The sequence below is a fragment of the Acidimicrobiales bacterium genome (genome assembly GCA_041394265.1).
Classification (GTDB): domain Bacteria; phylum Actinomycetota; class Acidimicrobiia; order Acidimicrobiales; family SZUA-35; genus JBBQUN01.
This window is the reverse complement of the sequence record JAWKIO010000005.1, coordinates 3,636,354-3,656,694: the sequence shown is the minus strand read 5'-3', so window position 1 is coordinate 3,656,694 and position 20,341 is coordinate 3,636,354. Positions and strand designations below refer to the sequence as shown.

Here is a 20,341-nt window from a genome sequence, read left to right as displayed (position 1 = left end):
CGGCCGTTGGGACAGGCGGCAACGTTGCACATTGACCAGCGGCCGAACCAGGACTCGGGCCCCTCGGGGCCCAAACACATCGGGGTGATGACCGATACCACGGCGAACGGCCGGGCCCAGCGGCCCGGCCGTTTCTCGTTGTCACCTGGAGTCGCTCAACGCCCCTCGGCGTTCACCTCGTGCACGAGGTCCATGAGCTGACCGAGGCGGTCGACACGATCATCGAAGCCGTCGGCGACCGGCTGCACCCGTAGCGTCGTGACCCCACAGTCCCGGTAGGCCCGCATTCGATCTCGAATCACCTCGGGAGGACCGATCAGGTTGGTACCGAGGCCGATCTCGACGGGCACCCGGTCGGCCGCAGCGTCTCGGTCGCCCGCTCGCCACAGGCGTTGCACCTCGGCCACGTCGTCGCCGAAGCCCTGGCGGGCGAACGCATTGTTGTAGAAGTTCGTCGACCCCGAACCCATGGCTCCGAAGGTGAAGGCGTAGCCCCGAGCGTGGCGCTTGCCTGCCGCCGCGACGTCGTCGGTGAACTCGACGCTGGCAGCCACCGTGAGATCGAGATCGCTGAGACGGCGACCGGCGATGCTCGCACCATGGGCGATCTGGTCGAAGAAGACGTCGGCGGTCTCGGTGAAGAACGAGTTGCCGATCCAGCCATCGGCCAGCTCACCGGTGAGGGCAAGATTCGCCGGTCCGAGCGACGCGATGTAGATCGGGATCTCGGGCACCGAAGCGGCCGATCGGATCGAGACCCCGGCGCTGTCGGGCAACGGCAACCGATAGAGCTGGCCGTCGTAGGCAAGGCGTTCGCCGGCCACGATCATGCGAACGATCTCGATCGTCTCACGGGTCCGCTGGACGGGCTTGGAGAACTCGACACCGTGCCAACCCTCGATCACCTGCGGCCCGCTCGCTCCGAGGCCGAGCAAGAAGCGTCCGTTCGAGATGGCCTGGACACCCATGGCGTTCATGGCAAGCATTGCCGGGGTGCGGGCCCCGAGCTGAGCGATCCCGGTGCCCAACATGATCCGATCGGTGACCGCCGCAATGGCGGCGAGCGGGGTGAACGCGTCGACACCCCAGAACTCGGCCGTCCAGATGGAGTGCACCCCGAGCCGCTCGGCCTCTCGCGCATAGTCGAGGAACCGCTCGTCGGTTCCCGACGCCATGACGCCGATCTGCAGCGTCATGCGCCATCGCCTTCCACCAGCGCCCGCACGCCCTCGAGATTGGCCTCCATGTTGGTGCGATGTTCGGCCAGTCGCCGGGCGATGATCTTCGCCTCCTTGTCGGGCATCGCTTCGATCGCCGGCGTCAGGCCCGACGGCGCCGGGCCCATCCGGAAGGTCTGCGTGAGGGTGATCGTGTCGCCATTGGCCGCGAGGTCGAATCGCCAAACCGACGACGGGAACTCGGGATCACCGACACACCACTCGAACGCGTGTCCCGGGGTGCACTCGCGGATCGTGCACACGACCTCCCACCCGCCGATGGCCTGGTGCTCGTTGCGGCCCCGGAACCGGGCGCCGACGGCCGGTGCGTCGAAGCCGTCGATCCACTCGACGCCGGCCAGCTCCGTGGAGAACCGGGCCGGCAGCGTGATGTCGGACACGAGGGTCCAAACGTCGTCGACCGATCCAGCGATGTCGGTCGACACCGAAGTGGTCGGCCCCTCGGCATAGGTCCATGCTCGTGTTGCTTCGTCCATCGACCGAACATAGCAGGAGTGAGTTCCGATGTAGAACGCACCGCGATCTCCCTGGTGGAGAGGAATCCACCCGTCGCCGGGACGAGCACCCGAGTGATCCCCTAGTGTTCCGGTTCTGGTCAGGGGGCATCCCCGATTTGGGTTGGGTCGGGCTCACGTAGGTTGAGAACTACCGAAACAACCCCAACCACACCAGCAACACCACACACCGGAGGGAAACCGAAATGTCAGAAATCAACGATGTCCTCGAAGCGATCATGCGCAAGGTCCTCGGCAGCGAGACCGAAGCGTTGGCCTACTCAGAGGATCCGCACGGCTATCTCGTCGACCACGGGGTCAACGACTACGACCTCTCCGAGGTCAACCTGGGCGACACCGTCAGTGGCGTCGCCAACGAGCTGAACTTCAGCCCGCAGGTCACCCAGACGCTGGTCGAGATGCCCGCTCCTGCTCCGGCTCCCTCGGCTGCTCCGGTCGGTGCTTCGGCCCCCGGTGGCGCCACGGCTGCACCGGTCAGCAGCGGCGGTGGCGGTGGTGGTGGCGGTCACGCTGCTCCCGCCCCCACGATGGAGACCATCGAGCAGACGATCAACCAGTACGTCACCGAGGTCTACCAGACCAACGAGTACATCACCGAGAACATCGTCGACAACTCCCGCCACTTCAACCTCGACGTCGAGGGCGAGGTCCACGGCGACATCGAGATCACCGACGAATCCACCAATGTGAGCGCTCTCGGCGACAACTCCGCAGCCGCTGGCGGCGATCAGACCGGTGTGGCCACCGGCGACGCAGCCGTCGCCGCCGGCGATGACATCAAGAACTCCAACATCGCCACCGGTGAAGGTGCGGTCGCTTTCGACGGCGACAACAACGGTGTGGTCAACACCGGCACGAACTCGGGCATCATCGCCGACGGCGACGCCAACGGGGCCGTGGTCGGCGACGGCAACACGGTCAACAACATCGACGGCGATGACAACACCATCGGCGACGGCAACGTCGACTCCGACATCGACGTCGACGGCGACGCCGTGATCGGCGACAACAACCAGACCATCCAGAACTCGGACGACGTGAACGCCGGCTTCGGTTCGGGCGACGTGGTCGACCTCGAGAGCGCCGACATCGGCGGCGATGGCGACACCCAGCTCGCCTTCGGTGGCGGCAGCAACGCCACCCAGGACAACGACACCGACATCGACAACTCGATCAACGACTCGTTCAACGACGAGAGCTTCGAGCAGACGTTCGTCGAGGACAACTCGGTCAACGACTCCGGCAACATCGACACCGACGTCGAGGTCGAGGTCGACACAACGATCGAGGACTCCTTCCAGCAGGACAACTCGATCGAGGACAGCTTCGACACCGAGGATTCCTTCAACGAGGACTTCGAGCAAGACATCGATGCCGAGGACTCCACCCTCGACCACATCGAGATCGAGGACTGATCCTCCACACCTCGTCCCACAACGACGCAACGCCCCGGGAGTCCAACTCCCGGGGCGTTGCGCGTCTCGTGATCTGCGTTGTGTGAGCTGCGTTGCGCGATTCGAATCGTGTGATCCGGGTGGTGTGATCTGCGTTCCGGCGGCCCCGATGACGAGGGCGAGCGAGCCTAGAAGTAGATGACCTCGTCGAGGGTGCCAACGACGTCGTCGAGCGGTGCCGAGTAGGCGCCGGTGGACAGATACTTCCAGGCACCGTCGCAGACGATGAACACGATGGTGGCGTCTTCGTCGAGGCGGTCGGCGAGCTTCACCGCACCGGCGAGCGCGGCGCCCGAGGACAGCCCGGCAAAGATGCCGCATTCGTTGACCAACTTGCGGGTGTATTCGATCGAGTCGGCCGGCCGCACGATGCGCTTGCCGTCGAGCAGCTCCATGCCGCCCCACTTCTCGAAGACGGGCGGCACGTAGCCGTCGTCGAGACTCCGCAGGCCCTCGACCCGCTCGCCGCTCGGCGGCTCGACTGCGTAGATCTTGATGTCGGGCTTGTGTTCCTTGAGATAGGTGCCGACGCCCATCAGCGTGCCGCTGGTGCCGAGACCGGCGACAAAGTGGGTGATCTCGGGGACGTCGGCGAGGATCTCGGGCCCGGTGGTGTCGTAGTGCGCGGTGGGGTTGGCCTCGTTGCCGTACTGATAGAGGAACACCCACTCGGGGTTCTGCTCCGACAGTTCCTGGGCGTAGCGCACCGCTCCGTTCGAGCCTTCGCCACCCGGCGAGGCGATGATCTCTGCCCCGTAGGCCTCGAGCACCTGGCGCCGCTCGGGGGTCACGTTCTCGGGCAGCACGATCTTGAGGTGGTAGCCGCGAATGCGGCAGATCATCGCCAGCGCAATGCCGGTGTTGCCCGACGACGGTTCGATGATCGTCTTGCCGGGAACGAGGTCGCCGGCCTCCTCGGCTGCGGTGATCATCGCCAACGCGATGCGGTCCTTGACCGAACCGGCCGGGTTTTGTCCCTCCAGCTTGGCGAGGATGCGGACTCGGGGGTTGGGGCTCAGTTGGGAGACGTCGATGACCGGCGTGTTGCCGACCAGATCGAGCACCGAGGAGTAGACGGCCATGGGGTTCAACCTCCAGCGACGGCGGGCACGATGGCGACTTCGTCGCCTTCGGTGACCGAGGTGTCGAGTTTGTCGAGGAATCGGATGTCTTCGTCGTTGACGTAGACGTTCACGAACTTGCGCACCTTGCCCTCGCCGTCGAGCAGGTTGGTCTCGAGGCCCGGGTAGTCGGCGATGAGCGCACCGATCACGTCGCCGACGGTGTCGCCGGACACCGTGACTTCGGACTGGCCGTTGGCCTGAGGGCGAAGGACGGTGGGGAGACGGACAGAGATGGTCGACACGATGGGAAACCTCGAGAGTTTGTTGCTTGGCAGTACGCCCGTGACTCGCCACGGCGAGGCGGGTGGATGAATCCTGATAAAGCCGACTGGGCTTATCGGGATTCTAGTGTGCCAACACCACGGACTCTTCGCCTATTCCGAGCGGAGAGTTTTCCCAAACGCTGAAGCTGCGAAGTTCGGGGAAGCCCCAACCGAGGCTCACGATGGCCCAGTGCCACGTGGGCGGGATGAGCGGGTTGACCATCTCGCGCCGGTCGGTCGGCGACGGATAGGCCACGGTGTGGGTGTGGGAATGCACGACGCCCACGATCTGCAGGCCCGCCTTCTCGGCGGCCCGGTCTGCCTTGTCGAACTGCAACGGGTCGAGGGTGAACACTCGACTCGAGTCGGCGGCGTTGCGGATCGGCACGAACTGCTCGATCGGCGCCTCGGCGTCGACGGCGAGGACCACCCCACACGCCTCGAGCGGATAGACCCGCCACGCCTCGGCGAGGATCTCGAGCCACACCTGACGGCCGAGCTCGAAGGTTCGCTCGATCACCGGGGTCTGACCACCATCGAAGATCTCGACCCGAGCGGGTGCGATCTCGGTCGTCATCGGGCGTTTGCCGGAGCGCTCATCGATCGCACCCTAGCCGCCCGATTTGGCAAGGCTTGCCCGGTCACGCCTCGAGGTCGAAGATCGCCCGCCCGGCGATCCGGCCGTTGGCGAGAGCGTCGCACGCCTCGTTGACCTCGTCGAGCGAGAAGCGCTCGGTCACCATGTCGTCGAGCGGGAGGCGGCCATCGGCGTGCCATTCGACAAAGGTGTCGAAATCACGATCGGGACTGCACGAGCCGCCGATCGACCCGATGAACCGCTTCTCGGTCATCAGCACCGTGGTGGCGTCGAGATCGAGCGAGGTGGTCGGGACGCCGACGAGGACGGCGGTTCCTCCCGGCTCGACGCCGAACCGGCCCGGTCGCGCCGCCGCCACGATCTGCCCCATGGTCACGGCATGGCCGATGCAGTCGAACGCGTAGTCGACGCCTTCGATCGGGATCCCGCGGAATCCCAGACCCTCACGCCGGCCCGCTGTGATGGAGCGAATCGCTGCGATCGGATCGCCATCGGCAGCGTTGACGGCGTGCGTGGCGCCGAAACGTTGGGCGAACACCAACTTCTCGTTGTCGAGGTCGACGGCGATGATCGGGTCGGCACCCGCCGCGGCTGCCGCAGTCACGGCGGACAGCCCGACACCCCCGACCCCGAAGATCGCGACCGACTCACCGGGCTGGACCTTGGCGGTGTTCATCACGGCGCCGGCACCGGTCATGACCGCGCAACCGATGATGGCGGTGACGTCACGGGCGACCGATGATGGCGCCTTCACCACGAGCGACTCGTCGGCGATCGTGTGGGTCGCCCATGTGAAGACGTCTGCCGTTGTGGCCGCCGCGCCGTCGCCGAGATCGAGCGCGAACCCGCCTCGCCAGTGCGCCGCGGCTTCGGGGCTTCGTGGCACCCAGGCCACGAACACCATGTCGCCGGGAGCCACGTGTGACACCTCGTCGCCGACCGCCAGCACTTCGCCGGTCGATTCATGGCCGAGCAGGATCGGTGCAGAGCGCTCCCGATGGAGGTGGTGGAGCTGGGAATGGCAGATGCCGCTCGCCGATTGGCGGACGAGCACCTGCGTGGGCCCAGGATCGGGCAGGTCGACATCGCGCACCTGCAGCGGTCCCTCTGGCATGGCAACAACGACACGGGCAGCAGTGGCCACGGTGATCCCCCTTCGATCCTGATCACCCTGCACATTTGTCGAGGCGACGGGTCCCCGCAAGCCGATCCGGCCGTGGCCTCGCTAGCTGTCGTAGCTGAGGAACTGGGTGGCGGCCCAGCCGCAGCGCCGTTCGGCGGAGGCGGGGGTGCCTGGCGGCATCGCCAGCGCGATCGTGACCCACCGAGTACCACGGCTCGAGATCGTGACGGCATCGGGATATACGTCGACCTCGTCGTAGCCGAGCACCAATCGCTGGAGCACGGCATAGCTACTGTCGGCGCCGTCGCGGACGTTGAGCGCGGTGTTCACGCCCACCACCTTGCCAGTCGCCGATGGTTCGCCGGAGGGGCACACGGCCTTGCCTGAAGGTGACGCAAGTTCCGCCGGCTCGGTGAATCCCCACACCGCCAGCTGTTGCGACTCGGTCTTCGGAGCCGGACCGGTCGACGTGGTGGTCGACTCGACGGTGGTGGTGGTCGCTTCCGTCGTGGTGCTCGTCGGTTCGCTGGCCGTGGTGGTGGTCGACGCTGCCGTCGTGCTCGTGATTTCGCTGCTCGGGGTCGACCCGTTGTCGGGCTCCGTGGATGCCGTGGTGTCACTCGTCGTGGTCGATGACGAGGCGGCGTCGGTGTCGCCGTCACCGCGGTTGGCGAGATAGAGCGCACCGGCGGCGAGCAGCGCGGCGACCACCGCGGCCACGAGATACAGCCACCGTTTCGAGGACCCGTCGCTCGCAGCTGGCTGCCCGAACAACGTCGGACCAGTGGGCAACGAGCCCGCTGACGACTCACCGATCGTGATGGAACGGCGGGCCGCTGACATCTCGGCGGCAGGTGACGGGGTCGCCGCCGGCTGCTGACTGGCGGTGGGCGGCCGAGCGGTGGCCGGCTGAGCGGTGGCCGGCTGGGCGGTGGCCGGAGGCTGGGCGGCAGCGGGAGGGGCCGTGGGGGTCGCCTGGGGCTGGGCGGCAGCGGGCGGCTCGGGCGCCTGGGGTGCGACGGGGCTTGCTGGTGCCGGCCCGGAGGCGCTCGCCGCTGCGCCCGCCCCTGCAACTGCGGCACCAACGGCGGCAACCGCACCACCGGCCGCGGCACCCGCAGCTGCACCACCGGCCGTGGTCGGTGCGGTGGGTGTCGCTGCCGGGGTGGCCGAAGGTGGAGCGCCGTTCCACTCCATCGTCTCCCAACCGTCTCCCAGCGGGCGCCATCCGGCCTTCGAGCCGACCTGGTCCCGCATGAACGTCTCGCCCGCCGAGACCAGCATGGCAAGGGCGCGCTGGTCGAGGCCGACGGTCGTGATCACCAGCGGATCGTTGTGAATGGGGTTGACGAGGACCGCCCGAAATCCGCTGAGCTCGCGCCGCTGCTGGGCGTTCGTCGTCACCAGGCGTTCGATCGCAACGACCAGATCGGGTGGCGACAAGAGGACGTAGGTCTGGCCGGCGCCCAACGCACTCGACCCGACGCTGCCTTGACTGCCCACGAACATCAGTGCGTCGTCGAGGATGTGGATCGAGCCGGCCTCACAGTGAGCGCTCGGCGCCTCCCCGATCTGAAAGGCCAGACCGCAGCTCAGGCGGAGCAAGGAGCGAGCGGTTCGAGACGGCCCGAGGGTGTCGTACCCGTCGATGACAGCCTGCCCCAAACGAGCGTCGCGACGCAGCCGGAGCGTGTGCGATCCAAGCGTGAGCGTGGTGACGTCGACCGCTGGGTCACCTGCGGTGGCCGCGTCCGGAAGGTCGACCACCGCAGAGGCGAGCTGAGGAGCGAAGTACGGATTCCCCGCTTCGGTGGTCATGCCCTCACGGTCTGTTGCCACGTCTCACCAACCTCCGGTTGCGATGTGGGCCAGATGCTAGGAGACACGAGAAGCGATGAGGCACATGGGAGGTGTCGATCCGCCGCCTAGCCTGGACTGATGGCCGTGAAAATGGTGGCGACGGCGAAATCCGCCCGCCGGGACTTCGACATCATCGAGAGTTTCGAGTGCGGCATCATGCTGCGCGGGTCAGAGGTCAAGTCACTCCGTGAGTCCAAGGTGCAACTCAACGACGCCTACGCCCGGTTCGAGCACCACGAGCTCTGGCTGGTCGGTCTCAACATCGCCCAGTACACCCGGGCCAGCACGCATGTGAACACCGAGACCACCCGCAAGCGCAAGCTGCTGCTCCACAAGCACGAACTCGAGCGCATCGAGTCGAAGGTCAACATCGACCGCCTGCAGCTGGTACCGATGGCGCTCTACTTCAAGGACGGCCGAGCCAAGCTCGAGCTCGGCATCGGGCGTGGACGCAAGACCGTCGACAAACGCCAGATGCTGGCGAAGAAAGACGCCGATCTCGAGGCTCGCCGCGAACTGGCGCAACGCACCCGGTATCAGTAGTCGACCGGCAGCTACGCCCGCTTCTCGCTGGGGTATGGCGCATCGGCGTGCTCGACAGGCGGCGGCGCCGCCGGCTCGTTGGTGTGCGGGCTGAGCCACTCGGTCCGAGACTGGTTCCGGCCGTGGTGCTTGGCCTGATACAGCAACCGGTCGGCAGCCTGCACCAACGCTCGCGATGCTTCGGGAGCGGTGATCTTGCTGGAGCCGATCGCTCCGACACTCACGGTGACCCTCAGGATCAGACCTGCAACGTCGACCTCGAGATCGGCGACGTTGCGCCGGATCCGCTCCGCCGCCTGCATCAAGCCGTCGGCGTCGGTGACGACGGGAGCAACGAAGACGAACTCCTCGCCGCCGTAGCGGGCGATCATCTCACCCTGGCGAGTGATGTCGAGAAGGCGCTCCCCGATCACTTCGAGCACTCGGTCGCCGGCCTGGTGGCCGTGAGTGTCGTTGAGCGACTTGAACTTGTCGACGTCGATCATGGCGATGCCGAGTGCACCGGTCTTGACCCGACCCGTGATTCGGTCGTTGATGGCGCTGTCGAGGAATCCCTCGAAGCTCGCACGGTTCGGCAGTCCGGTGAGGCGATCGGTATGGGCTTCCATGCGCAGCTGTTCGCGCTCGATCGAAAGCTCGTCGATTTGTGAGGCCTGCAGTGCGGACGCCTGGGCGAGCTCGAGCGAGGTTGCGAGCACCTGGTTCCTGGCCTGCTCGAGCAACGCCGAGTAGTCCGGCGGGGTCTTGATGCTCATCTCGAGCACCTCGGCCATGTCGGCGATCTGGGCGCTGAGCCCCTCGGCGACTTCGTCGATGGCGGACTCATCGAGCCCGATGGCGGCAAGCGCTTCGAGGTCCGCGTCGGTCGTCTCGGCCGCAGTCCCTACGAGCAGTTTGCCGGCGAGACGGGCAACCCGCAGGACGGCGCCGACGTGGGCGACCGGCGGTTCCATCGTGTGGGTGTCTTCCCCGATCGAGAAGCGCAGCACGTCGGCGTAGAACGACGGCACGCCCCAATACTCGAGCGCAGCGATCATCAGGCCGACGTTGTCGGTCCCGAGGCAGTTGCGCTCGGCTTCGGGTGACGGCCAGTTGCTGTCGGACAGCAGGGCGCCGTAGCCCTCCGGCTCGAGGAAGAGGCAGAGCTGTCGGCCAAGGCCGTCGAACAGCCCGGCGAGGAAGGCCTCCGAGGAGGTGTTGCGCACCGAGCGGTGCGCCACTTCCCGAGCGGCGACCGCTTCGACGAGCCCCTCGTGCTGGAGTCGTTGCAGCAGGGCGTTGTCGATGTCGAGGTTCGAGGTGACCGCCTCGCTGATCACGAAACCGAGCGCGGTCAGCTTGACGGTCTGCAACCCCAGCTGCATGAGGGCGCGGTCGACCGAGGTGATCTCGACGCTGCGCTTGAAGGCTGCGGAGTTGGCGAGCCGGAGCATGCGGGCGGACAGGACGGGGTCGAGAGCAATCGCTTCACCCAACTCAGCGAGACCGACACCGGGCTGATCGCACAGATTGACGATCCGCAGCGCAGTGGCCGGAATGGCGGGAAGTGAGGCGAGCTTCTCAACGCTTGGCATGGATGGGGCACTGGACACGTCGGCAGCTTCGGAGGATGAAGCGATGACATGAGGAATGCAGTGGTCGCAGTTCCCTGGGACACCGCCCTCAGACGTGGGTCAGTCGGCCGTGACCAGCACCGACGCGGGCGCGGACCACCGCTGGTCGGCCGTCAGCGTAGTCAGGTCGGAGGCGGCGACCTCGCCGATCACGAGGACCGACGGCGACGGCACCGGGCGACGACCCAACTCGCCGAGGGCGAGACGCTCGACGTGTTCATCGGGAAGGGTGGCCTTCGTGATGACGGCCACCGGCGTGGTCGACGATCGACCGCCGGCGAGCAGCGCAGTGGCGATCTGCCCCGCCCGACGAGCACCCATCAGCACGACGAGGGTGAGACCGCACTGGGCCAGCGCATCCCAGTCGACGGGCGAAGAGTGCGGGTCCTGATGCGCCGTCACGACGCAATAGCCGCTCGACACACCGCGCCGCGTAACCGACACGCCGGCGGCGACCGGTCCCGCCACCGACGAGCTGATACCTGGAACGATCGTCGTCGCCACACCCGCACGGTGGCAGGCGTCGGCCTCCTCGGCGCCCCGTCCGAAGATCGACGGGTCGCCGCCCTTGATCCGCACGACACACTCGAGGCGTCGCCCAAGGTCGACGAGGAGCTCGTTGATGTCGTCCTGCGTTGGTCCGGGCAGTCCCGGCGTCTTGCCGACGTCGTAGCGCTCGGCGGTCGGTGACACGAAGTCGAGGATGTCGTCGCCGATCAGGCGGTCGTACACGACGGCGTCTGCCTCACCCAGGAGGCGAGCCGCCTTCAGGGTCATCAGTTCGGCATCGCCGGGTCCGACGCCAACGAGATGCACGGTCATGTCGGTACTCCTACGGCAGTGGCGAGTCGCCGGGCCAGTTCGTCGTGTTCGCCGGCAGCGACGAGCGGGAGGGCGTCGTTGTCGAGCACCTCGTTCCATCCGGCCACCTCGGTCGGCTGGCCGTTCGCTCGCATGCGGTCTCGCACACCGGCGGCGATGGCGAAGACGGCCAGGGTGTCGTGGTCGAGGAGTCGCTCGATACGTCGACGCAACCATGATGCGGTGGCCGGGCTCCGCCCCCCGCTCGAGATGGCGATGGTGATGCCGTCACGACGAACGACGGCGGGCAGGATCACGCTGCAGTGCTCTGGATCGTCAGCCGCGTTGCACCAGATTCGGCACGTTTCGGCTTCGGCGTAGACCTCGCCGTCGACCTCGGGACGGCCGGTGGCGGTGACCACCAGCCATTGACCGTCGAGATCGCTCGCTCGGAAGGCCCGGTGATGCCGCTCCGCCGCATCGACGGCGTCCATCTCCGGGCTGTGCTGCGGTGCGACCACCGTGACGATCGCGCCTTGCGATGCGTAGGCATCGGCCTTGCGGGCTGCGATCCGGCCGGCCCCGACGACGAGCACCGCCTTGCCCTCGACCCGCAATCCGACGGGGACGATCTCGATCGCCGACCGAGGTGTCGTGGCTGCGGGCTGGAGGTTCCCGGTCACAGGTGGAGTCCGCACTCGGTCTTGTCCGACCCGGCCCAGCGCCCCGAACGAGCGTCGCTGCCGGGTTCGACCGGTGAGGTGCACGGCTTGCAGCCAATCGACGGATAGCCCTGGTCGCGCAGCGGGTTGACGATGATCTGGTGCTGCAGTTCGTAGCCGGCGACCTTCGAGTCGCTCCACGAGATCAGGGGGTTGATCTTCACCAGGCCCCGCCGATCGACCTCGGCCATCGGCGCATCGGCCCGTGACGGCCCGTCGGCCCGACGCAGTCCCGACAGCCAGGCTCGGCGACCGACCAACGCCAGGTCGAGTTGGTCGACCTTGTGATCCGAGCAGCAGAAGCCGGGTCGGCCGGCTCCCGGGAGATGGCGCCACGGAACGACGACCCGCAGCTTCGGCCGGTAGCGCTCGGCGATGGCGAGCATCGTGTTGATGGTCTCGTCGAAGTGGAAGCCGGTGTCGATGAACACCAGCTCGATGGTCGGATCGACGCTGAGGGCCACGTCGACGAGCACGGCGTCCTGGCCAGAGCACAGCAGGCTGAGGTCGCTCCCGAACATCGAAACGGCACGACGCACGGCGTCTCTCGCATCCATGCGGTCATCGAACGAGGCGGCGGCGACCGAGGGGTAGACGATGGGCCGAGGCGGGACGAGTTCGGCGGGCCGGGTGGCGGTGGCAGCGGGCATCTCAGGCACCGGCCTTCTGTCCGGGGCGGGCGAAGGTCGGCAGGCCCTCACTCAATGCTGCGACACCGAGCCGGTTGGCCCAGTCACCGAAGCCCTCACCCTCGAGCCGTCCGCTCTTGTAGCGGTCGAGGAGTGGGCCGAGCACGTCACCGAGCTTGCGGAACGGCACGCCCTCGATCACCGGCTTGGCCAGGCGGGTGCCCGACGCATTGCCGCCGAGCCACACGTCATAAGCCGTCTTCGTCCGGGCAATCACACCGAGTTCGGCAACGTACGGGCGGGCGCATCCGTTGGCACAACCCGTCATCCGGGTCTCGATGCGGACGTCACCGAGCCCCCGATCACCCAGGTAGGAGTCGAGCAGGTCGGTGAGTTCCGGCAGCACCCGCTCGGCTTCGCCCAGCGCCTGGCCGCAGGTCGGAAGCGCCGGGCAGGCCATCGACGAGATGACCGAGAGGCTGAGCTGATCGGCACGAGGAACGCCGTGAGCGTCGAGCAGCGCTTCGACCGCAGGCTTGTCGTGGTCGGAGATGCCGCACAGCAGGACATCGTCTTGCGGGGTGATGCGGATCTCGTTGGCGAAGTTCTCGAGCACGGCGCGCACCGCCGTCTTGCGGGTGCGGCCAGGCTGGTCGTCGAGCCGGCCCGATGGCACCGGGAGGCCGATGAACCAGGTGTCGTCGGTCTGGCGATGCCAACCGAGGTAGTCACGAGACCCGCCCCACGCCGGGAGCGGCAGCGGATCGGCGAGTGGCTTGCCGATCCGGCGCTCCACTTCTTCACGCACCCAGGCAATGCCCTTCTCCTCGACCACGTACTTGAGGCGGGCGTGGCTTCGATCCTCACGATTTCCGAAATCGCGGAACAGCGTGACGATCGCCTCGGCGACATCGGGGATGTCGTCTTCGGCCACCCACGCCATCGGATCACCGAGCCGGGGGAACGTGGAGTCGTCGGAGTGTGAGCGGCCCAATCCCCCACCGACGATGAAGACCGCACCGGGCTCGCCGTCGGGGCTGTCGATCGGCACGATGCCGCAATCCTGGCTGTAGACGTCGATCGAGTTGTCGCCGGGCTCGGCGACACCGATCTTGAACTTGCGGGGCAGGTACCGGTCGCCGTAGATCGGCTCGACGCCCGGGTTCGTCCCGGTGAGATCCAGCGTTGGTGCCGGACCCGACGACAGGGCACGCTCACCGTCGAGCCAGAGCTCCCAGTAGGCCTCGGACTGGGGGCGGAAGCGCCCGGCGAGCGCACGAGCCAGCGAGTCCAGCCGCTCGAGGTTCCGCCCCTCGTAGGGCGCCGAGGTGACCATGACGTTGCGCACCACATCGCCGCACGCCGCGTACGTGGTGACCAGGCCGCAGTTGAGCTGGTTCACCAGCGAGTGGAGGTCACCCTTGTTGACGAAGTGGTACTGCACACCCTGGCGGCTGGTGAGGCGGAGTCGACCGTCGCTGATCTCGTCGGCGAGCCGGTCGATCTCGAACCACTGCTCGGGACGAAGCCGGCCACCGGGCACCGAGCACCGCACCATGCACGAGTACTCGAGTGCTTCCTTCGCCTGGGTCCGCTCACGGCGGATGTCCCGGTCATCTTGTTGGTAGATCCCGTGGAACTTGAGGAGCGTGCCCGATTCGTTGCTGAAGGCCGCCAGGTCGGCGTCGCCGAGTTCGGCACGGATCGTGCCCCGCAGGTGCTCGCTCGCCAGCTTCAGCGCCTCCGGACCCGAGAGCGGGGCGGGGTCCGATGCGGGGTCGGCGGTCAGGTGGTTGCTGGTGTCCATGAGGTGCGTCCAAATCCCGAGTCGTTGAGTCGGGAATGACCCTAGACCTATTCCCGACAAAATCAATCAGGTTTTAGGAGAATGACGCGAGAATGACGAGTTGGGGTCCCGATGCGCTCGCTTCGGGCCTCGGATCAGGCGGCATCGAGCGGTACCCCTGCGACCGACACTCGGTTTCGCCCCTCCACTTTCGAGCGATACAGGGCGCCGTCGGCCTCCGCCAGGAGCTCGGCCGATGTCAGTCCCACGGTGGCCGCAACGCCGATCGAGCAGCCGACGACCAGATCGGCGCCCGCCCACGGAATTGGCTGCCCGAGGATCGGCAGCAGCCGTTCGGCGAGGTCGCGCGCCTCGTGCTCTCGGGTCACGACGACGAACTCGTCGCCACCCAAGCGAGCGGCGGCGTCGTCGGCTCTCAAGGTCGAGCGCAGTCTGGCCGCCGTGGTCGCCAACACGTGGTCGCCGGCGGCGTGTCCCCATGCGTCGTTGATCTCCTTGAACCCATCGAGGTCGAGGTAGAGCAGTGCATAGCCACGGTTGCCCGTTGCGTCACCGTCGGTCGACTCGATCTGGTCCAGGTGATCGAGCAAGGCCCTACGGTTCAGCAGGCCGGTGAGGTCGTCGCGGTGGGCCAGGTCACTGAGACGATTGCTGAGGTCCTGGTTCTGTGAGATGAGAATCACGACCCGGACCGCCAGCACCACGATCATCACGATCGAGATCGCCGACGGAGTACGCCGCCATGCCTCTCCGTGCAGCAGCGGTACGACCAGGCCGACGACCGGCAGGCAGGTGATCAGCTGCTCGGACCGCGCCGACGGCGGTCGAGCCCGCAGGGTCGAGCCCATCGATGGCTGGAGGGCGGCCAGACCGAGAAGCGTCAGGCCGATCATCCACAAGAAGTCGTACCAGGTGCCGAACACCAGCGTGCCGGCGACCGCGTGCTTGAGGTGGATCACCCCGGCGACCGTCGTCACGAAGCCGCCCAACCCGATCGCACCGAAGGCGAATCGGGCCGAGCCGGCGAGGCGGGGCCACAGCAGCACGGTCGAGGCCGACGTCAGCGCGATGGCCACCGGGAACGAGGCGGCCAACAGCATTGGTCCCCGCAGCTGCACCATCGGCTCGAAGACCCACCACCACGACGCCGCGACGAGCCCCACGGTCAGCCAGAGGCCGTCGACGAACAGTCGAGCAAGCGCGAGACGGTCGACACCGCGCCGCCCGAACAGGAAGACGATGACCACGAGCGATCCGGCGACGGCGGGAGCCACACTGAGGGCCGCCGTGGGTGGCCCGTTCGACGATGCCGGGTCCATGGCGAACAACACGATGAGTGCGAGGAAACTACTGAAGAGCATCGCCCAGCCGAGCCGGTCAATGCCTCGCACCTTGACCATGGCCCGCACCACGGTGGCCAGGATCATCACACAGGCCACGCCGAAGCTGACATTGGAGACCCAATCGGTGGCGTCCTGCGAGAGCGGCAGGAGGTAAGCGATGCCGGTGCCGGCGGTGAGCACGGCCCAGGCGATCACCGCAACGGCGGTGAGCCGCTCGACCTTCGGCCGGCGGCGCGCGCGGGTGCGGAGTTCGGCGTCGTCGCCGCGGCGATGTCGTCCCACGAGGCCAAGCGTCGGCAGCGTCAGTCCAGCTATTCGCGTGGTTGCGATTCGCCGCTGACCCATGCGGGTGCAGCCCGAAGGACTGACGTCGGCGACGAGTGGTCAGGTCCGGAAGCCGGCGGCCTGACGAGCCAGCACGTGCTCGCCACGTCGGTCGAGTTCGTCGACTCCGATGCCGAGTTGCTCGGCGAAGTGCTCCCGGAGCAAGGACCACCCCAGCACCGTCGAGAGCGTGACGCAATGCGATGCCTCGACGTCCAAGTCATCGGGCAGGACGCCTTCGTCGATGTAGCGGCGTACGTCGGCGAAGACCTCGTCGGGTTGGTCGATCGGCCGGAAGCCTTCAACACCGTCGATCGCGAGCAACGCCATCACGACTGCCCACCCAGGGTGCTTGTTCGCGTTGCGAAACAGGGCGCGGCGATCGAGCGGGGCGCCGTGCTGTGTTCGCTCGGCTTCGATCGCGGCCCGATGCGTCTCGAGGAAGTCAGCGAGCGCGGAGCGAAGCAGTGCACCGCGACCACCGAAGTAGTGATGGATGAGGCCCCGGCTCACCCCTGCTTCGTCGGCGATGTCCTGCAATCGCAGGTCCGACAGGACACCCTCGCGATTGATGAGGCGGACAGCAGCATTTCGGAGCAGCGCTTCGGTCGCCGCCCGACCGCGCGAGCGTCCGGCCATTTCGGTGGAGGTAGCGGCCATCGCCGAGTAGGTTAGCAAATCGTCAATATTTGACGAAACGCCAAGGAGCGATTCCATGGGAGTGCAAGCGCCACCGACAGCCACGAACGGAACCACCATCTGGACGGGAACGCAGCGGGGCGAGTGCGAGGCGTTTCTCGGCATCCGGTACGCAGTGGCCGAGCGGTTCCAGGCACCGCGGCCCTTTTCACCCAGCGCTACCGAGGACGCATCGGTCCATGGCCATCGATGCCCACAACCTCCGAACCCGCTGCTTCCCGCCCCTGCCGGCGAGATCCAATCCGAGGATTGCCTCTTCCTCGACGTGTACACACCGGCCGCCGATCGGGGTGCACGGCCGGTGCTGGTCTGGATCCACGGCGGCTCGTACGTCATGGGAGCGGCGAGCGACTACGACGGCAGCGCCATCGCCGCTCGCCACGACGTCACGGTCGTTGCGATCAACTATCGCCTCGGGTTGTTCGGCTTCGTCGACGTGTCGTGCCTGGGAACCGACCACGTCGGTTCCGCCGCCAACGGCATCGCCGACCAAATCGCAGCGCTGGGCTGGATTCGCGACAACATCAGCTCCTTCGGCGGCGATCCGGACAACGTCACCGTCGCAGGACAGTCCGCCGGTGCCGGCTCGGTTCTGGGATTGATCGCAGCACCCGCATCGCACGGACTGTTCCGGCGGGCGATCGTCGCGAGCCCCGGTTCCCTGCTTCCCGAGCCGCCAGATCTTCACGTGCCACTCGCCGCCGCACTCGGCGTCACGATCGAAGGACTCGGAGACGCGCTTCTCGGAGCGTCGAGCGATCAGTTGGTCGCTGCGCAGCAGACGCTGGGGATCATCAATGCCGGTATCGACGGCACGGTCATCACGTCCGATCCCATCGATGCGCTCAGCGACACGGCGGCGCCGCTCGACGCTCTCATGATCGGCACCACCGCCGACGAAGGGACACTCTTCACCGCCATGCTCGGCGCCGACTCTCCGGCGCTGGCCGCGGCGACCGCTCTTGGCGTGCGACTCCTCGATCCGCCCGTCGGCGCTGGCCGCTACCTGGCGGGGCTACGAGCCGCGTCACCTGACGCCGACGAGCGGCGCCTCGCCACCGAGGTCTTCACCGACTCGTTCCGGCGCCTGGCCCTCCGCTGCGCCGATGCCAGCGCAAGCGGCAATCGAGTGACCTTTCTCTACCGGTTCGACTTCCCGACGACGAGCTTCGGCGGCGTACTCGGCGCCACCCACGGCTGCGACATCCCATTCATTCTCGACACACTTGACAGTCCGATGACCATGCACGACCCGAGCGACCCAACCACCCAGCACCTGGCCACGGTGTGGTCCGGCGCGATCTGCGCATTTGCTCGCACGGGAAGCCCCAACTTGGACGGTCTTCCCCGCTGGCCCGAATACTCTCCGGAGGCAGCGCCCTCCATGATCCTCGATGCGAAACCCAGCGTCGGGCAATGCGTCGACGAGCTCCGACTCAGCCTCTGGGGCGACCGCGAGTGATTGCCCCACACCCGGACAGAGACCGCCACGCAACTCGGGAACTCGCCGAGCCTCGGTGACGCTAGTCTTGTCATGCTCCCTCGGGAGCGAGCTATTTGACAGAGCATGCAAGCAACATCTGCATCTCTATCGACACGGGGCTGACCGGTTTCGACGTCGAGACGAGAAGTCGTAGTTGCGACCCGAGTTGCTCAGACTCGTAAAACAGGGCATCAACAGAAGCGCCAACAAGGCTGACTTCGCTCTCGCCGCCTGATTTAGGGCAGTGAAGAGGAAAACTGCGAGCCGTGAGGTCACGCGGGGCCAGACCACTACAGCCCGGCAACAGAAGTAGTGGTGGACGGTGGGAGAGACCACTGCCGGCAGGGAAAGACCGCTGACTCCCAGGAAAGACTGTGAGGTAGGGCGCAAGCCCAGCTGACCCGGCAGACCGGTTGCCTTCAAGGCCGGAACCTCGGGAACGGTCGTAGCGGCTCCGATGACTCCTTGGCGGACGGGGGTTCGATTCCCCCCAGCTCCACAACTTCATACGCAGACGTTTCCCGGGATCTGCCAAGGTGCGGATCCCGACTCGTTTACCAGGACTTTTGTCCACAGCTTTCCACTGAGGCGTGAGATCGTTTCTGGGGCGTTACTCCCGCGGTTACGCCCTTTCGGCGGATCGTTACTCCCGCGGTAACTCCCGCGGGGCTAGGCTTGCGCCACGGTTGTTCACCCGATTGCAGCCGGGATGGGGGCGTCGGGCTGTGCCGAGAAAGCCACGCGGGAAACGTACAACTGACAGCGACGGCGGCTACATCGTTGCGGCCAAGAACCCGAACGGCGACGGTTCGGTCTACTTCGAGCCGCCAGCGACGCGAGCCAACGGCACAACAACCAATGGTCGATGGCGCGCCACCTATCGAGGCGCTGACGGTCGAATGAAGCGACTGACTGCGGCAACTCGTGCGGAGGTCGAGCAACGGCGAGCGGAGAAGCTTGCCGAGCTCGAGCAGGTCTCCCCCACCCCGAGCCAGTTCAGTCGTGACACGACCGTCGCCGAGCTCATCGACTGGTGGCTGAACTCGATCGCTCGCCATCAGGTCAAGGCCTCGACCTACGACAGCTACCGCCGTTTCGGCGGCTACTTCAAGACGCAGTTGGGCTCACGCGCGGTGGTCGATGTGCGTGCCGAGACGCTGATTGCGTGGCAAGCCAACCAGCTCGATCGCCACGCTCCGCTCACCGTGCTGAACTCCCGGAAGGTTGCGCGGCAAGCGTTCTCCGAAGCGGTGAAGCTCGATCTCATACCGGCGAATCCGTTCGACCTCGTCCGAGCGCCTCGCGCTCAGCGGGTCAATGCTGGGCGGGCGCTAGCGCCCGACGACGCCAAGAAGCTCATCCTCGCTGCGCAGCAGTTCCGGCTTGGCGCCACGGTCACCTTGCTGTTCTGCCAGGGTTGGCGTGTGAGCGAGGTGCTCGGCTTGGCCTGGGAGGATCTCGACCTCGAGGCCAGCACCGCTCACATCCAGCGCGGCGCCACCTACAGCCCGTCAACCGGCACGGTGCTCGGACAGACCAAGACCTCCGGAGCACAAGGCGTCCACTTCTTGGCACCCGCCTCCGTTGTCCACCTTCGCGAACACAAAGCGCGCAACGAAGCCGAACGAGAAACGTTCGGGCTCGCCTGGCCAACACATTCCTTCGAGGGTCAACGGCTCTCGATGGTGTTCACCACTTCGGACGGATCGCTCGTCAATCGCCAGTCAGTCGTTCACACGATCGAACGGGCAGCACGAGCGGCCGGCCTCGACCCCACCGGACTCGCCACCCACACCGGCCGACGCACCGTGATCACCGCGCTCTACGCCAACGGCGGCCTCGACCTGGCCGACATCGCTCGCCACGTCGGGCATGTCGACACCGCTACCACCGCCGAGTACGTCCGCAGCCTGGGAACCAGGCCCCAAGACACTGCTCGCCGCGCCGCCGAACTCCTCGACCCGACACTCAGCACCGACCAGCCAGACGAGCCCTGAACAAGGGTCGCCTGCTGGGTCACTGGGGATCACCGTGCGGGTCGACACTCTGGCTGGGCGCCAGGTTTCGGGCCGAGGGCAGAGTCCCCCAATCCGCACAGGGGATCGCGCTCCCCATGGCCTCTTTGACCGTTACCAAGTGAAGGTGACGGTTGAAGGAGGCGGACAGTGGATGAGTTGACGCAGCGACCAAGCGGATCCTGGG

The 20,341-nt window shown here is 66.8% G+C and carries 18 protein-coding genes and 1 other RNA gene; 5 read left to right on the top strand and 14 right to left on the bottom strand.

The features are described 5' to 3' along the window. Positions 1 to 155 precede the first annotated feature (155 nt). Both R2733_17780 and R2733_17775 read right to left on the bottom strand, forming a co-directional pair. Entirely contained in the window at positions 156 to 1,196 is a 1,041-nt protein-coding gene (locus tag R2733_17780; GenBank protein MEZ5378358.1) for an LLM class flavin-dependent oxidoreductase, read from the bottom strand. Beyond that, the gene (locus tag R2733_17775; GenBank protein ID MEZ5378357.1) at positions 1,193 to 1,714 is read right to left on the bottom strand and encodes an SRPBCC family protein; all 522 of its coding nucleotides are present in this window, start codon (positions 1,712 to 1,714) and stop codon (positions 1,193 to 1,195) included. The genes R2733_17780 and R2733_17775 overlap by 4 nt, the downstream gene beginning before the upstream one ends. A 224-nt stretch (positions 1,715 to 1,938) precedes the next feature. Here R2733_17775 and R2733_17770 point away from each other — a divergent pair, with 224 nt between their 5' ends. Continuing rightward, on the top strand, positions 1,939 to 3,168 hold the full coding sequence (locus R2733_17770; GenBank protein MEZ5378356.1) for a hypothetical protein: 1,230 nt from the start codon (positions 1,939 to 1,941) through the stop codon (positions 3,166 to 3,168). Between the two features lie 167 nt (positions 3,169 to 3,335). Here R2733_17770 and R2733_17765 read toward each other — a convergent pair whose 3' ends face one another. The 5 genes from R2733_17765 to R2733_17745 all read right to left on the bottom strand — a co-directional run bounded on the left by R2733_17765 (position 3,336) and on the right by R2733_17745 (position 8,154). Next, on the bottom strand, positions 3,336 to 4,289 hold the full coding sequence (locus R2733_17765) for a cysteine synthase family protein (protein ID MEZ5378355.1): 954 nt from the start codon (positions 4,287 to 4,289) through the stop codon (positions 3,336 to 3,338). Positions 4,290 to 4,294: 5 nt separating this feature from the next. Continuing rightward, entirely contained in the window at positions 4,295 to 4,573 is a 279-nt protein-coding gene (locus R2733_17760; GenBank protein ID MEZ5378354.1) for a ubiquitin-like small modifier protein 1, read from the bottom strand. A gap of 103 nt (positions 4,574 to 4,676) precedes the next feature. After that, on the bottom strand, positions 4,677 to 5,171 hold the full coding sequence (locus tag R2733_17755) for a M67 family metallopeptidase (GenBank protein MEZ5378353.1): 495 nt from the start codon (positions 5,169 to 5,171) through the stop codon (positions 4,677 to 4,679). A gap of 64 nt (positions 5,172 to 5,235) precedes the next feature. Further along, positions 5,236 to 6,336, bottom strand: coding sequence for a zinc-binding dehydrogenase (locus R2733_17750; protein ID MEZ5378352.1), 1,101 nt, complete (start codon positions 6,334 to 6,336; stop codon positions 5,236 to 5,238). Positions 6,337 to 6,417: 81 nt separating this feature from the next. Continuing rightward, the gene (locus R2733_17745) at positions 6,418 to 8,154 is read right to left on the bottom strand and encodes a hypothetical protein (GenBank protein ID MEZ5378351.1); all 1,737 of its coding nucleotides are present in this window, start codon (positions 8,152 to 8,154) and stop codon (positions 6,418 to 6,420) included. A gap of 99 nt (positions 8,155 to 8,253) precedes the next feature. On the opposite strand from R2733_17745, the gene smpB reads away from it, so the two are divergent. Beyond that, positions 8,254 to 8,718, top strand: a complete 465-nt coding sequence (gene smpB, locus R2733_17740; protein MEZ5378350.1) for an SsrA-binding protein SmpB — start codon at positions 8,254 to 8,256, stop codon at positions 8,716 to 8,718. Positions 8,719 to 8,729: 11 nt separating this feature from the next. Here smpB and R2733_17735 read toward each other — a convergent pair whose 3' ends face one another. The 7 genes from R2733_17735 to R2733_17705 form a co-directional block, all read right to left on the bottom strand. Further along, positions 8,730 to 10,292, bottom strand: a complete 1,563-nt coding sequence (locus tag R2733_17735; protein MEZ5378349.1) for a diguanylate cyclase — start codon at positions 10,290 to 10,292, stop codon at positions 8,730 to 8,732. A gap of 99 nt (positions 10,293 to 10,391) precedes the next feature. Then, complete coding sequence (cobA, locus tag R2733_17730; protein MEZ5378348.1) at positions 10,392 to 11,153, bottom strand: uroporphyrinogen-III C-methyltransferase; 762 nt, start codon at positions 11,151 to 11,153, stop codon at positions 10,392 to 10,394. Next, a complete protein-coding gene (locus R2733_17725) occupies positions 11,150 to 11,815 on the bottom strand; it encodes a bifunctional precorrin-2 dehydrogenase/sirohydrochlorin ferrochelatase (GenBank protein ID MEZ5378347.1) in 666 nt (221 codons plus the stop codon). Before R2733_17725 ends, cobA begins: the two co-directional genes overlap by 4 nt. Further along, positions 11,812 to 12,504 (bottom strand): phosphoadenylyl-sulfate reductase, encoded by a 693-nt coding sequence (locus R2733_17720; protein ID MEZ5378346.1) that lies wholly within the window; start codon positions 12,502 to 12,504, stop codon positions 11,812 to 11,814. The genes R2733_17725 and R2733_17720 overlap by 4 nt, the downstream gene beginning before the upstream one ends. 1 nt (position 12,505) lies before the next feature. Next, positions 12,506 to 14,290, bottom strand: a complete 1,785-nt coding sequence (locus tag R2733_17715; protein MEZ5378345.1) for an NADPH-dependent assimilatory sulfite reductase hemoprotein subunit — start codon at positions 14,288 to 14,290, stop codon at positions 12,506 to 12,508. A 134-nt stretch (positions 14,291 to 14,424) separates the two neighbouring features. Beyond that, entirely contained in the window at positions 14,425 to 15,915 is a 1,491-nt protein-coding gene (locus tag R2733_17710) for a GGDEF domain-containing protein (protein MEZ5378344.1), read from the bottom strand. Between the two features lie 102 nt (positions 15,916 to 16,017). Further along, positions 16,018 to 16,617 carry a TetR/AcrR family transcriptional regulator gene (locus tag R2733_17705; GenBank protein ID MEZ5378343.1) on the bottom strand — a complete coding sequence of 200 codons (600 nt, stop codon included), beginning with the start codon at positions 16,615 to 16,617 and terminating at the stop codon, positions 16,018 to 16,020. Between the two features lie 55 nt (positions 16,618 to 16,672). Between R2733_17705 and R2733_17700 the strand changes: the two genes are divergently transcribed. The 3 genes from R2733_17700 (at position 16,673) to R2733_17690 (ending at position 20,136) form a co-directional block, all read left to right on the top strand. Further along, the gene (locus tag R2733_17700; GenBank protein MEZ5378342.1) at positions 16,673 to 18,118 is read left to right on the top strand and encodes a carboxylesterase family protein; all 1,446 of its coding nucleotides are present in this window, start codon (positions 16,673 to 16,675) and stop codon (positions 18,116 to 18,118) included. Between the two features lie 136 nt (positions 18,119 to 18,254). Beyond that, positions 18,255 to 18,641: a transfer-messenger RNA gene (gene ssrA, locus R2733_17695) on the top strand. Between the two features lie 397 nt (positions 18,642 to 19,038). Next, positions 19,039 to 20,136 carry a site-specific integrase gene (locus R2733_17690; GenBank protein ID MEZ5378341.1) on the top strand — a complete coding sequence of 366 codons (1,098 nt, stop codon included), beginning with the start codon at positions 19,039 to 19,041 and terminating at the stop codon, positions 20,134 to 20,136. Positions 20,137 to 20,341: the final 205 nt, after the last annotated feature.